Here is a 13,905-nt window from a genome sequence, read left to right as displayed (position 1 = left end):
GTAACTGGCTCATGTCCTTTCTCACACTGACCAACATTCAGAAATCCTTCGGCCCGGTGCAGGTCGTCAAGAACTTCAACATGACGATCGAGAAGGGCGAGTTCATCTCCTTCCTCGGCCCGTCGGGCTGCGGCAAGACGACCGTCCTGCGCATGATCGCTGGCTTCGAAACGCCAACCGGCGGCACGCTGACCATCAACGGCAAGGATCAGAGCTCGCTGAAGCCGAACCAGCGCAATATCGGCATGGTCTTCCAGGCCTACGCGCTGTTCCCCAATATGACCGTGCATGACAACGTCGCCTTCGGCCTCAAGGTCGCCGGCGCGCCGAAGCCTCAGATCGACGCCCGCGTCAAGGAGATGCTTGGCCTGATCAAGCTCGATCATCTGGCCGACCGCTTTCCCTATCAACTATCGGGCGGCCAGCAGCAGCGTGTCGCACTTGCGCGCGCACTTGCCGTCAAGCCGCAGGTGCTGTTGCTCGACGAGCCGCTCTCCGCGCTCGACGCCAAGATCCGCGTCTCGCTGCGTGAGGAAATCCGCCAGATCCAGCAGCAGCTTGGCATCACCACGGTCTTCGTCACCCACGACCAAGAAGAAGCCCTGTCGATCTCCGACCGCATCGTCGTCATGAATGCCGGCAAGGCCGACCAGATCGGTTCGCCCTTCGAGATCTACAACACGCCGGCGACGCGCTTCGTCGCCTCCTTCGTCGGCACGCTGAACCTGATCGAAGCCACGGTCGTCGATCCCGACAACAACAGCATCCAGATCGGCGATCAGAATATCACGCTGAAGCAGTCGGTGGCAGCTCACAAGGCTGGCGAAACCATCTCGCTGGCCCTGCGTCCGGAAGCAGGCTCGCTCTCCGACACGGTCAGGAGCGACACGGCGCTCACCGGCCAGGTCGTTTCGGCCCACTTCCTGGGGTCGGTCATCCGCACCCGCATGAATGTCGGTGGCAACGTCATCTCCTTCGACATGTTCAACAGCCCCGGGACCGCCCCGCCTAAGGCCGGAGAAACAGTGACGCTGCGTTTCATGGCGGCCGACCTGCTGATCATCCGCGACTGATTTCGCCAATACTGTTGAGACAAATGGCGCCGCGAAACGGCGCCTGTTTCATTTTAGATCGTTTGACCTGTCAGCAATCGTAATGCAGCCATCACCGCCAAGCACTGAACACTCCGGGTCGGTGCCAGAAGTTGAGCAAACCAGCCGGGTAGCCCTACGCCCGGCGTTCTACGCAATGGGATATGTCAATGATTACCTGCCACCTGCGCTATGTCATCGATCCGTACAAGCTTGCCGAATTCGAGGAGTATGCCCGGCTCTGGATTCCGATCGTCAACAGGATGGGCGGCACCCATCACGGTTATTTCCTGCCGTCCGAAGGCGCCAACAACATTGCCGTTGCATTGTTTTCCTTCCCGAGCCTTGCCCCTACGAGGACTACCGGACACGCATCGCAAGCGATCCGGAATGTCAGGCGGCTTTCGAACTCGACAAACATAACCGCAGTATCGTCAGCTATGAACGCAGCTTCATGCGGCCCGTGCTCGGCTGATCAAACCTGCGCACGCCGACTGTAAATGAAAAGCCCGCCGCTGGGCTTTTCCGTTCAGTCATGCGCTCAGCGGATCGCTTGGTCGTCGGTATCGAAACGATGCACGTGCGCCTGGTCCGGTGTTGCATAGACGATCTCGTCCGGCTCGTACTGATGCTCGCCAAACAGACGTGCGGTCAGCAGGCCGTACTGGTCGGATTCCAGATAGATGATCGTGTCGGCGCCGAGATGCTCGACATGCACGACCTTTGCAGCCCAGGTCCCTTGTTCGCGCGACAACGTCAGATGTTCGGGACGCACGCCGATCGTCTTGGCGCTGTGGTCGCCGACCTTCTCCGCCGCGATGAAATTCATCTGCGGCGAGCCGATGAAGCCGGCGACGAAGACATTGGCCGGTCGTTTGTAGAGTTCCATCGGCGAACCGATCTGCTCGATCGCGCCGGCATTCAGCACCACGATCTTGTCGGCAAGCGTCATCGCCTCGACCTGGTCGTGGGTGACATAGATCATCGTTGCCTTCAGGCTGCGGTGCAGCCGGGCGATTTCGAGGCGGGTCTGGACGCGTAACGCCGCATCGAGGTTCGACAGCGGCTCGTCGAACAGGAAAAGTTCCGGTTCGCGCACGATGGCGCGGCCGATGGCGACGCGCTGGCGCTGGCCACCGGAGAGCTCGGCCGGCCGGCGCGCCAGATAGGGTTCCAGCGACAGCATGCCGGTCGCCTTGCCGACACGCCTATCGATCTCATCCTTGGCGGTGCCGGCCTGCTTGAGACCAAGCCCCATGTTGTCTTTGACCGTCAGATGCGGATAGAGCGCATAGGACTGAAACACCATGGCGATGCCGCGCTTGGCCGGCGGCGTCAACGTCTCATCGCGGCCATTGATGACGACGGCGCCTGATGTGACGTCTTCAAGGCCTGCAATGCTGCGCAACAGCGTCGATTTCCCGCAGCCCGACGGCCCGACGAAGATGACGAATTCGCCGTCCTTGACCTCGAGGTCGATGCCTTTCAGCACCTCATGCGTGCCATAGGTCTTGCGGATGGATTTGAGTTGAAGCGATCCCACGGGTCTTTCCTTATAATCTGACCGGCCGGCCGGTGCGCACGCTCTCGTCGGCGGCAAGGCAGATGCGCAGCGACGCCACCGCATCCGCCATATGGCGGTCGAGGTCCAGATCCTCGCGGATCGCCCTCAGCATGAAGGCCTGTTCCAGGTCGCAGAGCGCCTGATGACCGGGCTCTCCTTCCATCGTCATGTCCTGGTCGGGCCGGATGAATTTGCCGTCCGGGCCGGTCTCGGCCGTGTGCAGACGGATCACCGAGGTCTTGGTGTGCGTGTCGATATCGTCGGACCTGGCGTTCGGATCCATGACGATCGACACCGCACCCTTCGGCGACATCACATCTTTCACGAAGAAGGCTGTTTCCGAGATCATCGGGCCCCAGCCGGCCTCGTACCAGCCGACGGAACCGTCCTCGAACAGCACCTGCAGGTGACCGTAATTATACATGTCGGCAGCGATCTCGTCGGACATGCGCAGCCCCATGCCGCGTACCTCGACGGCTCTAGCGTCGGTGATCTGGCACATGACGTCGACATAATGCACGCCGCAATCGACGATCGGCGAGGTCGTGCGCATCAGCGACTTGTGCGTCGCCCAGGTAGGGCCGCTGGACTGCTGGTTGAGGTTCATGCGGAAGACGTAAGGCGGGCCGAGCTTGCGTGCCTCCTCGATCAGCTTCATCCAGGAGGGATGATGGCGAAGGATATAACCGATCACCAGCTTGCGCCCCGCCTTCCTGGCTGCCGCGACGACGCGCTCGGCGTCGGCGACGGTGGTCGCCAGCGGCTTTTCCACGAAGACATCGCAGCCGGCCTCGAAGGCGGCGACAGCATAATCGGCATGGCTGTCGGAATAGGTGTTGATCGAGCAGAGGTCCGGCTTCAGCTCGGCGAGCGCCGTCGTGAAGTCGGGATGGATCGTATAGCCCTGCAGCTCGGCCGCCAGCTCCGGCGTCGAGCGGTTGACGAGACCGACGATCTCGAAGCCTGGATTGTTATGATAGGCGAGCGCATGGCTGCGGCCCATATTGCCGAGGCCGGCAACGAGCACGCGGATCGGTTTTTCGGTCACTTGACGGCTCCTGACGTGATGCCGCGGATCAGCTGCCGCGAGAAGATGACATAGAGGACGAGGATCGGCAGGATCGCCAGCGACAGGGCCGCCAGCACCGCATTCCAGTTGGTGACGAACTGGCCGATGAAGATCTGCGAGCCGAGCGTGACCGTCTTGGTCGCCTCGGAGGGCGCCAGGATCAGCGGGAACCAGAGATCGTTCCAGATCGGGATCATGGTGAAGACCGCAACCGTCGCCATGGCCGGGCGCACCAGCGGCAGCACCAGGCGGAAGAAGATCGCATATTCGGAAAGCCCGTCGATGCGACCGGCATTCTTCAGATCGTCCGAAACCGTGCGCATGAATTCCGACAGGATGAAGATCGCCAGCGGTATGCCCTGCGCGGTATAGACGAGGATCAGCGCCGTCAGCGTATTGACGAGGCCGGCCGCCACCATGCCCTGCAGGATCGCCACCGTGCCGAGACGGATCGGGATCATGATGCCGATCGCCATGTAGAGCCCGAGCAGCATATTGCCGCGGAAACGGTATTCGGAAAGCGCAAAGGCCGCCATGGCGCCGAAGAGCAGCACCAGCAGGATCGAGACGATCGTGACGATGAAGCTGTTCTGGAAATAGGTGGCGAAATCGCCCTGTCCGAGCACCGTCTGATAGCCGACGAGGCTGAAGGTCGACGGCGTCGGGATCATCAACGGCTCGCGGAAGATCGAAGCACGATCCTTGAACGAGTTGACGATGGTCAGAAACACCGGAAACAGCGCGACCAGCGTATAGGCGCTCAGCGCCAGATGCACGAGGCCGGTGCGGATGGGAGATGTGCGTGCCTTGGACATGCGCGCTCCTCAGAACTGGTAGCGACGCATGCGCCGCTGTATGACGAAGAGATAAAGCGAGACGCCGGCGAGGATGATGAGGAACATCACCGTGGCGATCGTCGCGCCCATCGAGCGGTCGCCGAGCTGAAGCTGGAAACCGAAGAAGGTGCGGTAAAGCAACGTGCCGAGAATGTCGGTCGACATGTCAGGCCCGGCGAGCGCCCCCTGCACGGTATAGATCAGGTCGAAGGCGTTGAAATTGCCGACGAAGGTCAGGATCGAGATGATGCCGATCGCCGGCAGGATGAGCGGCAACTTGATTTTCCAGAACTGGGCCCAACCAGTAATGCCGTCGCATTCGGCCGCCTCGATCACCTCTTCGGGGATGCTGAGCAGTGCGGCATAGATCAGCATCATCGGAATGCCGATATATTGCCAGTTCGAGATCAGCGATACCGCGATCAGCGCCGAACCGGACTTGCCGAGCCAGGGGGCGAACAGGAACTTCAAGCCGATGAGATCGAGCATCCAGGGCGCCACCCCCCAGATCGGCGAAAGGATGAGCTTCCAGATGAAGCCGACGATGACGAAGGACAAGAGCGTCGGCAGGAACATCGCCGTACGGTAGAAGGCGACGCCGCGCAGCTTCGGCACCGAAAGCAGGGCGGCAAGCGCCACGCCGATCGGGTTCTGCACGCACATGTGGATGGCAAAGAAGATCAGGTTGTTGACCAGCGCATTCCAGAAATCGCGCGCCCAGCGCGCGTCGCCGAACAGCACCTTGAAATTTGCCAGTCCGACGAAGGCCGGCTGCCCATCGACCGTATTGTAGAGCGACAGCCGGAGCGTTTCGATGAGCGGCAGTACCATGACGGCGGAATAGACGATCAGCGCCGGCAGCATGAAGACGAAGATGTGCCAGCGCACCGGGCGCCTGATCGGGACGATGTCGGCCACGTTGTCGGTTTCGCTCATGGCTTTTGCCTGTTCTTGTCGACTGGCCGCTAGGCGCAGCGCAGATGGAAAACGTTGCGCCTCACCCTAACTCTATGCCACCTGGGAAGAGAGGGAACGCGCCCTGCTGAGATGCCATATCGGGCTGAGAGGTCGCTGCGTGTCTCCTTCTCCCCGCAAGCGGGGAGAAGGTGGCCGGCAGGCCGGATGAGGGGCTGCAAACGCCGCCCCTCATCACATCACTTGGCCGGCTTGTACCAGCTGTCGAGGCCATCCTGCAGCTTCTTGGCGGCAACCGCAGGCGTATCCGTGCCGTTGATCACGTTGGCCGATTCGACCCAGGTCTCGTTTTCGAGGTTCGGCGTGCCACGCGACAGGATCTGGTAGGTCGAGCGCACCGTCGACTTGTACGGGCCGCGCCAGGAAACGAATTCCTGAGCGAGCGGATCGGACATCTTGACCGGGGTGGAGTTCAGGCTGAAGAAGCCTGGCAGCGAGTTGGCGTAGATATCGGCGAACTCGGGCGAAGCGACCCAGCTGAGGAACTTCTTGGCTTCCTCGGCATGGGTGCTCTTTGCGTTGAGACCGACGCCGATATCCGGATGGTCGGAGATGTAGCCCGTGTCGCCTGCCTTTGGAACCGGCGGCGGGAAGGCGCCCATCTTGAACTGAGCCTGGCTGTTGAATATCGAGATTTCCCACGAACCGGCCGGATAGATCGCTGCACGACCGAGCGTGAAGAGGTTCTGGCTGTCGGAGTAGGTCTGGGCTTCGAAGCCGTCGCCGAGATAGGGCTTCCACTTGGCAAGCTCTTCAAAAGGCTTGACCCACTCGGCATCCGTCAGCTTTTGCTTGCCGGCGATCAGGGCGGCGCGGCCGTCCTCACCCTTCCAGTAGTTCGGGCCGATGTTCTGGTAGCCCATGGTGGCGGCTTCCCAGAGGTCCTTCGTGCCCATGGCGAGCGGAATGTAGGTGCCGTCGGCTTTGATCTTGTCGAGCGCTGCGTAGAATTCGTCCTGCGTCTTCGGCACGGAGATGCCGAGCTTGTCGAAGGCATCCTTGTTGTAGATGAAACCGTGGATGACCGAAGCCATCGGCACGCAGAAGGTCGACTTGCCGTCGTCGGTGCTCCAGGCGGCCTTGGCGACCGGCGAGAAGTTCTCCATGCCAGGCAGGCTGGTGATGTCGGCAAGCTGCTTCTTGTTGAAGAGTTCGCGCGAGGCATCGAACGGACGGCAAGTGATGATATCGCCTGCGGAGCCGGCATCGAGCTTGGCGTTCAGCGAGGCGTTGTATTCGGTCGGCGCGGTCGGCGAGAAGACGATCTTGATGCCCGGGTTCTTCGCTTCGAAGGCCGGGATGATCTTTTCCTGCCAGATCTGCAGGTCGTCGTTACGCCAGCTTTCGACCGTCAGCGTGACGTCGGCGGCGTGGACGAGGCCCGCTGAACTCAGCAGACTGGAGGCAAGCAGCAAGCTTTTCAGAGCAGTGTTTTTCATTTCCCTCTCCTGTTTTAAAGCGCCGCGAGGCGCTGTTTTTGATCTGAAACAAGCAATTGGCGTGTCTGAGGAAACACCCAACGCCCCTTGAAGGACCGCCAGCAATGCCGGTCCCGAAAGCTCGACGGACACGAAGGCGGACACCTGCGGCCGAACTGCGCGCCTTCCCGGCGGCCGGGGTGGCGAAATGGCGGGGAAAGCCGATGGATGCCTGACCTTCGTCACCAGCTTGATGGGCCGGCGGGTCGTCATCTCGATCATCCTCGGAGCGGTCCGGCTTGGTTTAACTGCCGGTTTTCGTGGGCCTCGAAGTGCTGTTCCCTTTTACCGAATTAAGGCCAAAAAAATACCAATTGTCCAGCCGAATTTAACTTTTTGGCCAGATTAAATTGACTAAATAATTTTATTAAACAAAATCAATGTGATAAAAAGATGGATTTTCTCGGTTATTCCCACTTGGTAAATGGTATTTTTTTGGTATTGTATTCAAAACGATGGGGAACGGCATATTCGGAGGCCCGATGACGGAGCTTGCAATCGGCATAGACGGCGGCGGAACGAGCTGCCGGGCCGCAGTCGCGGACAGGAACGGCAATGTCATCGGCCGCGGCAAATCAGGCCCTGCCAACATCCTGTCGGATCTGGAAAATTCTCTTCTCAACATCGTCGAATCCGCCCGGCAGGCACTAGGCGATGCCGGGCTTGCTGTTGAAACCCTTTCCTCTGTCGCAGCCGTCGTCGGCGTCGCCGGGGCGAATGTCGGCGATTACGGCAGGCGAATCGAAAAGGCCCTGCCCTTTGCCGAGGGCCGCGTCGTCACCGATGCGCTGATCGCCCTGCAGGGTGCGCTCGGCGATGCCGACGGCATCGTCGGCGCCTTCGGAACAGGCTCGGTCTATAATGCCCGCAAGGACGGTCTGCTGAACGGCATCGGCGGCTGGGGTTTCGTTGTCGGCGACCAGGCAAGCGGTGCCCGCCTCGGCCGCGACCTCCTGGAACGATCGCTGCTTGCCCATGATGGGGTGCGTCCGGCATCGCCGATCACTAACGCGGTCATGACCGAATACGGCAATGATCCCGAACGCATCGTCGAATTCGCCCATTCGGCAAGGCCGAAGGATTTTGCCCGTTACGCCCCCACCGTCTTCGAACATGCGGCCAAGGGCGATGCCGTGGCAGTCGGCATCGTCACGGATGCGGCAACGGCGATCGGCGAAAGTCTCGAAGCGCTGCTCTGGCCCGAATGCCCATCGATCTGCCTGCTCGGCGGTCTTGCCGAAGCCTACGAATCCTGGCTTTCCGAACGCTACAAGTCCATGCTTGCCAAGCCGAAAGGCGATGCTCTGCAGGGCGCGGTGGACCTTGCGGTCAAGCTCTTGAACAACAGGCAGAGAGGTGCGGCATGACCGACGACCTCGCCACCCTCTTTTCCCTGGAGCGCCTGCAGGCAGCCGGCACAGGCCCGCTCTACGTCAAGCTGCGCCGCACGCTCGAAGGAGCTGTGCGCACCGGCACGCTCGGGCACGGCGATGCGTTGCCGCCGGAACGCGACATCGCCGAATTAGCCGCCGTCAGTCGCGTCACCGTTCGCAGGGCGATCGATGAACTCGTCGCCGACGGCCTGTTGGTGCGCCGTCACGGTTCCGGCACCTTTGTCGCCAAGCCGGTCTCCAAGGTCGAGCAGCGCCTGTCGCAGCTTACCTCCTTCACCGAGGACATGGCGCGCCGCGGCATGTCTTCCCGCTCCGAATGGCTGCACAAAGGCGTCCACACACCCTCGCCCGACGAGATGATGATCCTTGGCCTCGGTACCGACGTCAAGGTTTCGCGCCTTTCCCGCCTGCGCATCGCCGACGATCAGCCGCTGGCGATCGAGAATGCCAGCGTCTCCGGCGAATTCCTGCCCGATCCCTCGGCCGTCACCAATTCGCTCTATGCCGAACTCGAACGCCTCCAGGTCCGCCCGGTGCGCGCCGTGCAGCGCATCTCCGCCACCAATATGAAGGAAGCCGACGCCCAGCTTCTCGGCGTCTCCGCAGGTGCGGCCGGCCTGTCGATCGAGCGTATCTCCTATCTGGGCTCCGGCCGCGCCGTGGAATTCACCCGCTCGCTCTATCGCGGCGACGCCTATGACTTTGTTGCAGAACTGACGATCGCGGTGACGTAAGCCCTACCAGAAGCGGGCGATCCAAAGCTGATTTCCGACAAGATCATCGAAGATCGCATCGGCGGAGATAAGCGGTATCCCATTCTGCATGGCGGTCGCAGCAAGAAACCGGTCGAACGGATCGCGATGTATCCAGTCCATCATGGCTGCGGTCAGACAGATTTCCGGTGTCAATGCAGCGGCAATGCCACCCTGTTCATGCAGCAGTTCCGGCAACCGGCCGATGAAAGGCTCCATCTCCGGCCACTTGCCGAGACGAACCTTCTGCCCGATTTCAAATAGGGATATTGGGCTGACGAAAATCGTCTCCGCCTTTTCGATCAGAGCGATCGCCTTGGCCGAGAGCCGCTCGTCGCCGGTCAGCGACCATGCCCAGGCATGGGTGTCGAGCAACAGCGAGTTCACTCGCTCCCTTCCCAAGCCGCAAGCTCGCCCTGATCCAGGGGCTCAAAAAAGTCGGGCCCATTTCCGACAACTTGCCCCTTGAGCAGGCCGATCTTGAAGGAAGACTGCACAATCGGAATGATCTTCACAACAGGCTTGCGCCCCTTGGCGATCACCACTTCCTCACCGGAAAGGGCGGCGTCGATCAATTTCGACAGATTGGTCTTTGCGGCATGGATGGTAACTTGCATCGTCGCCCTCATTAGCTAACTTGACTAAGTATACCGCCTCATCGTCAATTCCGCTATCAAATTCAACCAGCCTGAATGCGGGCAATTATTGAGCCGCATCAAAATCATAAAGCCGGAAGGTGAATCCCTTCCGGCTTTTCATTTATTGAATCAATCTCTGAGGACGCCGCCCTAAGCGACCGTGAAGACGCGGCAATCAGGCCGCGTCTTCGATCTGCTCGTCCGTCTTGCGCGGCACGTAGTTCAGCACCGGTCCGAGCCAGCGCTCGACCTCGGAAACCTGCATGCCCTTGCGGGCCGCATAGTCTTCCACCTGATCGCGCTCCACCTTGGCGACACCGAAATAATAGGAGTCGGGATGGCCGATATAGAGGCCGGAAACCGACGAACCGGGCCACATCGCATAGCTTTCCGTCAGCTTCACGCCAGCCGCCCTTTCCGCGTCGAGCAGCTTGAACAGCGTTGCCTTTTCGGTGTGGTCAGGCTGGGCGGGATAACCGGGCGCCGGGCGGATGCCGGCATAGGCTTCGGTGATGAGATCTTCCTTGGTGAGCGTCTCGTCCTTGGCATAGCCCCAGTATTCGCGCCGCACCTGCTCATGCATACGCTCGGCAAAAGCTTCGGCGAAGCGGTCGGCCAGCGCCTTGACGAGGATCGAGGAATAATCGTCGTTCGCCCGCTCGAAACGCTCGGCGATGGCGATTTCCTCAATGCCGGCCGTCACCACGAAGCCGCCGACATAATCCTCAACGCCGCTTGAAACCGGCGCCACAAAATCGGAGAGCGCCACGTTCGGCCGCCCGTCCCGCTTGGAAAGCTGCTGACGCAGCGTGTAGAAGGTGGCAAGCTCTTGGCTGCGGTTCTCGTCCGTGAACAGCCGGATATCGTCGCCGACGGCGCCGGCCGGCCAGAAGCCGATGACGGCGCGCGGGCGGAACCACTTCTCGTCGATGATCTTCTTCAGCATCGCCTGCGCATCTGTCCAGAGCGCACGCGCCGCCTCGCCCTGCTTCTCATCCTCGAGAATGGCTGGATAACGGCCGCGCAACTCCCAGGTCTGGAAGAACGGCGTCCAGTCGATATATTTGGCAAGCTCGGCCAGATCGTAATCCTCGAACACCCGCGTGCCGAAGAATTGCGGCTTGGTCGGCTGGTGGGCGGACCAGTTGATCTTGTGAGCATTCTCGCGAGCCCGGGGCAACGGCAAGCGCACCTTCTCGGCCTCGCTGCGCGCATGGGCGGCCGCCACCTTGGCATATTCGGCTCTTACATCATCGACGTAGCTCTGGCGCGTTTCCGGCGACAGCAGCGCCGAGACGACGCCGACGGCGCGGCTCGCATCGGTGACGTAGACGGTCTGCCCCTTGTTGTAGCCCGGATGGATCTTCACGGCCGTATGCACGCGGCTGGTCGTCGCCCCGCCGATCAACAGCGGGATCTCGAAGCCCTGGCGCTCCATTTCGGCGGCAACATGCACCATCTCGTCGAGCGACGGCGTGATCAGGCCGGAGAGGCCGATGACGTCGACCTTCTCGGCAATGGCCGTCTCGAGAATCTTCGTCGCCGGCACCATGACGCCGAGGTCGACGATCTCGTAATTGTTGCAGGCAAGCACGACGCCGACGATGTTCTTGCCGATATCGTGCACGTCGCCCTTGACCGTCGCCATCAGGATCTTGCCGGCAGACCGACGCTGGTCGCCGCCGTTAAGGCGCTTTTCCTCTTCCATGTACGGCAGCAGCACGGCGACCGCCTGCTTCATCACGCGCGCCGACTTCACCACCTGCGGCAGGAACATCTTGCCCGAGCCGAAGAGATCGCCGACAACGTTCATGCCGGCCATCAGCGGCCCTTCGATGACATGCAGCGGCCGGGCGGCCTGCTGGCGCGCCTCCTCGGTATCGGCCTCGATATATTCGGTGATGCCGTTGACCAGCGCGTGTTCGAGACGCTTTGCGACGCTCCATTCGCGCCAGGAGAGATCCTGGACGCGGCCTTCCCTGGCGCCTGCGCCACGGAATTTCTCCGCCACTTCGAGCAGCCGTTCGGTGCCGTCAGGTCGGCGGTTCAGCACCACGTCCTCGCAGGCCTCGCGCAGCTCCGGATCGATATTGTCGTAGACGGCAAGCTGGCCGGCATTGACGATGCCCATGTCCATGCCCGCCTGGATGGCGTGGTAGAGGAACACGGCGTGCATCGCCTCACGCACCGGCTCATTGCCGCGGAACGAGAAGGACAGGTTGGAGACGCCGCCCGAAATATGCACCAGCGGCATGCGCTCACGGATCGTCCGCGTCGCCTCGATGAAGTCGACGCCGTAATTATTGTGCTCTTCGATGCCGGTCGCGACCGCGAAGATGTTCGGGTCGAAAATGATATCTTCAGGCGGGTAGCCGATCTTTTCGGTCAGCAGCTTGTAGGCGCGCGTGCAGATTTCCACCTTGCGGTCGTAGCTGTCCGCCTGCCCCGTCTCGTCGAAGGCCATGACGACGACGGCAGCGCCGTAATTGTGCAGCAGCCGCGCCTGGGCGAGGAAATTCTCCTCGCCTTCCTTCAGCGAGATCGAATTGACGATCGGTTTGCCCTGGACGCGCTTCAGGCCGGATTCGATGATCGAGAACTTCGACGAGTCGATCATCACGGGCACACGGGCGATGTCAGGCTCGGCGGCGATCAGGTTGAGAAACTCGACCATCGCCTTTTCGGAATCGATCAGGCCTTCGTCCATGTTGATGTCGATCACCTGCGCGCCGTTTTCGACCTGGTCGCGGGCGACATCGAGCGCTGCGGTGAAATCGCCGTTGGTGATCAGTTTGCGGAAGCGGGCCGAGCCGGTGACGTTGGTGCGCTCGCCGACATTGACGAAAGGAATGTCCTTGGTCAGCTCGAAAGGCTCGAGGCCCGACAGCGACATGAACGGGCGATGCTCGGGAATGGCACGCGGCTTGTACTTGGCAACGGTCTCGGCGATCGCCTTGATATGCTCGGGCGTCGAGCCGCAGCAGCCGCCGACGATATTGACGAGGCCTTCACGCGCGAAGCCGTCGATCTGCGCCGCCATCAGCTCCGGCGTTTCGTCATACTGGCCGAACTCATTCGGCAGGCCGGCATTCGGATAGGCGCAGATGAAGGTGTCGGCGACGCCTGAAAGCTCCTGCAGATGCGGGCGCATCGCATTGGCGCCGAGCGCGCAGTTGAGCCCGATCGTGAAGGGATTGGCATGGCGCACCGAATTCCAGAAGGCAGATGGCGTCTGGCCCGAAAGCGTGCGGCCGGAAAGGTCGGTGATCGTGCCCGAGATCATCACCGGCAGGCGCACACCCTTGGCCTCGAAGCGCTCCTCGCAGGCAAAGATCGCAGCCTTGGCGTTCAGTGTGTCGAAGATCGTCTCGATGAGGATGATATCTGCGCCGCCATCGATCAGCCCGTCGATCTGTTCGCCATAGGCCGAACGCAGATCGTCGAAGGTGACGGCGCGAAAGCCCGGATTGTTGACGTCGGGCGAAATCGAAGCGGTGCGGTTGGTCGGCCCGATGGCGCCGGCGACGAAGCGGCGGCGGCCATCTTCGCGCTCGGCGCGCTGTGCTGCCCGGCGCACGATCTCTGCACCTTCCTTGTTGAGGTCGTAGACGGCACCTTCCATCTCGTAATCGGCCTGCGCGATGCGGGTCGAGGAGAAGGTGTTGGTCTCGAGAATATCGGCGCCGGCCTTGGCGTATCTGTAATGGATCTCTTCGATCGCGTCCGGCTGGGTCAGGATCAGAAGGTCATTATTGCCCTTCTGGTGACAGGCGCAGCCGATGAAGCGCGTTCCGCGGAACTGGTCTTCGTCATAGCCGAGCCCCTGGATCTGCGTGCCCATGGCGCCGTCGAGAACAAGGATGCGCTCGCTCGCGGCTTGTTTCAAAGCTGCGAAAACTTCACTGCCGTCACGTTTGCCCCCTGTGGGGCCAAAGAGATTGTCAAACACGGGAAGGCTCCTTGACGTCGTAAGACCAGACTTCCAAATCACATAAAGATATCTTTATGTCAATATATGCCTGTCGATTTCGTCCTTTGCAAATCTCGCCGGATGACAGACTCGCACGACGCCTATATAGGCGTTTACAACGCTTTGTGCACGAAATCG

Annotated in this window: 12 protein-coding genes; 4 read left to right on the top strand and 8 right to left on the bottom strand. The window is 61.1% G+C overall.

Going from position 1 to position 13,905, the window contains the following annotated elements; all coding sequences use genetic code 11:
* The first annotated feature begins 11 nt into the window (after nucleotides 1-11).
* Together V8P77_RS02975 and V8P77_RS02970 are read left to right on the top strand one after the other, a co-directional pair.
* A complete protein-coding gene (locus V8P77_RS02975) occupies nucleotides 12-1,073 on the top strand; it encodes an ABC transporter ATP-binding protein (RefSeq protein ID WP_335910609.1) in 1,062 nt (353 codons plus the stop codon).
* Nucleotides 1,074-1,261: 188 nt separating this feature from the next.
* Entirely contained in the window at nucleotides 1,262-1,591 is a 330-nt protein-coding gene (locus tag V8P77_RS02970; protein WP_335910608.1) for an NIPSNAP family protein, read from the top strand.
* A 41-nt stretch (nucleotides 1,592-1,632) separates the two neighbouring features.
* Here V8P77_RS02970 and V8P77_RS02965 read toward each other — a convergent pair whose 3' ends face one another.
* From V8P77_RS02965 to V8P77_RS02945, 5 genes are all read right to left on the bottom strand, one after another.
* Nucleotides 1,633-2,634, bottom strand: a complete 1,002-nt coding sequence (locus V8P77_RS02965) for an ABC transporter ATP-binding protein (protein WP_335910607.1) — start codon at nucleotides 2,632-2,634, stop codon at nucleotides 1,633-1,635.
* Nucleotides 2,635-2,644: 10 nt separating this feature from the next.
* Complete coding sequence (locus tag V8P77_RS02960) at nucleotides 2,645-3,703, bottom strand: Gfo/Idh/MocA family protein (protein ID WP_335910606.1); 1,059 nt, start codon at nucleotides 3,701-3,703, stop codon at nucleotides 2,645-2,647.
* The gene (locus V8P77_RS02955; protein ID WP_017961350.1) at nucleotides 3,700-4,539 is read right to left on the bottom strand and encodes a carbohydrate ABC transporter permease; all 840 of its coding nucleotides are present in this window, start codon (nucleotides 4,537-4,539) and stop codon (nucleotides 3,700-3,702) included. The genes V8P77_RS02960 and V8P77_RS02955 overlap by 4 nt, the downstream gene beginning before the upstream one ends.
* A gap of 9 nt (nucleotides 4,540-4,548) precedes the next feature.
* Entirely contained in the window at nucleotides 4,549-5,496 is a 948-nt protein-coding gene (locus tag V8P77_RS02950; RefSeq protein ID WP_335910605.1) for a carbohydrate ABC transporter permease, read from the bottom strand.
* Between the two features lie 218 nt (nucleotides 5,497-5,714).
* A complete protein-coding gene (locus tag V8P77_RS02945; protein WP_335910604.1) occupies nucleotides 5,715-6,974 on the bottom strand; it encodes an ABC transporter substrate-binding protein in 1,260 nt (419 codons plus the stop codon).
* A gap of 521 nt (nucleotides 6,975-7,495) precedes the next feature.
* Here V8P77_RS02945 and V8P77_RS02940 point away from each other — a divergent pair.
* Nucleotides 7,496-8,380, top strand: a complete 885-nt coding sequence (locus tag V8P77_RS02940; protein ID WP_335910603.1) for a glucosamine kinase nucleotide-binding domain-containing protein — start codon at nucleotides 7,496-7,498, stop codon at nucleotides 8,378-8,380.
* Nucleotides 8,377-9,141, top strand: coding sequence for a GntR family transcriptional regulator (locus V8P77_RS02935; RefSeq protein ID WP_335910602.1), 765 nt, complete (start codon nucleotides 8,377-8,379; stop codon nucleotides 9,139-9,141). The genes V8P77_RS02940 and V8P77_RS02935 overlap by 4 nt, the downstream gene beginning before the upstream one ends.
* 3 nt (nucleotides 9,142-9,144) lie before the next feature.
* Here V8P77_RS02935 and V8P77_RS02930 read toward each other — a convergent pair whose 3' ends face one another.
* The 3 genes from V8P77_RS02930 to metH all read right to left on the bottom strand — a co-directional run bounded on the left by V8P77_RS02930 (nucleotide 9,145) and on the right by metH (nucleotide 13,746).
* Nucleotides 9,145-9,546 (bottom strand): type II toxin-antitoxin system VapC family toxin, encoded by a 402-nt coding sequence (locus V8P77_RS02930; protein WP_335910601.1) that lies wholly within the window; start codon nucleotides 9,544-9,546, stop codon nucleotides 9,145-9,147.
* Nucleotides 9,543-9,776, bottom strand: coding sequence for a type II toxin-antitoxin system Phd/YefM family antitoxin (locus tag V8P77_RS02925; protein WP_222285900.1), 234 nt, complete (start codon nucleotides 9,774-9,776; stop codon nucleotides 9,543-9,545). The genes V8P77_RS02930 and V8P77_RS02925 overlap by 4 nt, the downstream gene beginning before the upstream one ends.
* 196 nt (nucleotides 9,777-9,972) lie before the next feature.
* Entirely contained in the window at nucleotides 9,973-13,746 is a 3,774-nt protein-coding gene (metH, locus tag V8P77_RS02920) for a methionine synthase (RefSeq protein ID WP_335910600.1), read from the bottom strand.
* Between the last annotated feature and the right edge of the window lie 159 nt (nucleotides 13,747-13,905).

The sequence above is a fragment of the Rhizobium aouanii genome, from assembly GCF_037002925.1.
Taxonomy (GTDB): Bacteria; Pseudomonadota; Alphaproteobacteria; order Rhizobiales; family Rhizobiaceae; genus Rhizobium; species Rhizobium aouanii.
This window is presented reverse-complemented; position numbering and strand designations above follow the sequence as displayed.

Coding starts and splice junctions, on each gene's coding strand:
- V8P77_RS02975 (WP_335910609.1), top strand. CDS start 12: ATGTCCTTTCTCACACTGACCAACATTCAGAAATCCTTCGGCCCGGTG.
- V8P77_RS02970 (WP_335910608.1), top strand. CDS start 1,262: ATGATTACCTGCCACCTGCGCTATGTCATCGATCCGTACAAGCTTGCC.
- V8P77_RS02955 (WP_017961350.1), bottom strand. CDS start 4,539: ATGTCCAAGGCACGCACATCTCCCATCCGCACCGGCCTCGTGCATCTG.
- V8P77_RS02950 (WP_335910605.1), bottom strand. CDS start 5,496: ATGAGCGAAACCGACAACGTGGCCGACATCGTCCCGATCAGGCGCCCG.
- V8P77_RS02945 (WP_335910604.1), bottom strand. CDS start 6,974: ATGAAAAACACTGCTCTGAAAAGCTTGCTGCTTGCCTCCAGTCTGCTG.
- V8P77_RS02940 (WP_335910603.1), top strand. CDS start 7,496: ATGACGGAGCTTGCAATCGGCATAGACGGCGGCGGAACGAGCTGCCGG.
- V8P77_RS02935 (WP_335910602.1), top strand. CDS start 8,377: ATGACCGACGACCTCGCCACCCTCTTTTCCCTGGAGCGCCTGCAGGCA.
- V8P77_RS02925 (WP_222285900.1), bottom strand. CDS start 9,776: ATGCAAGTTACCATCCATGCCGCAAAGACCAATCTGTCGAAATTGATC.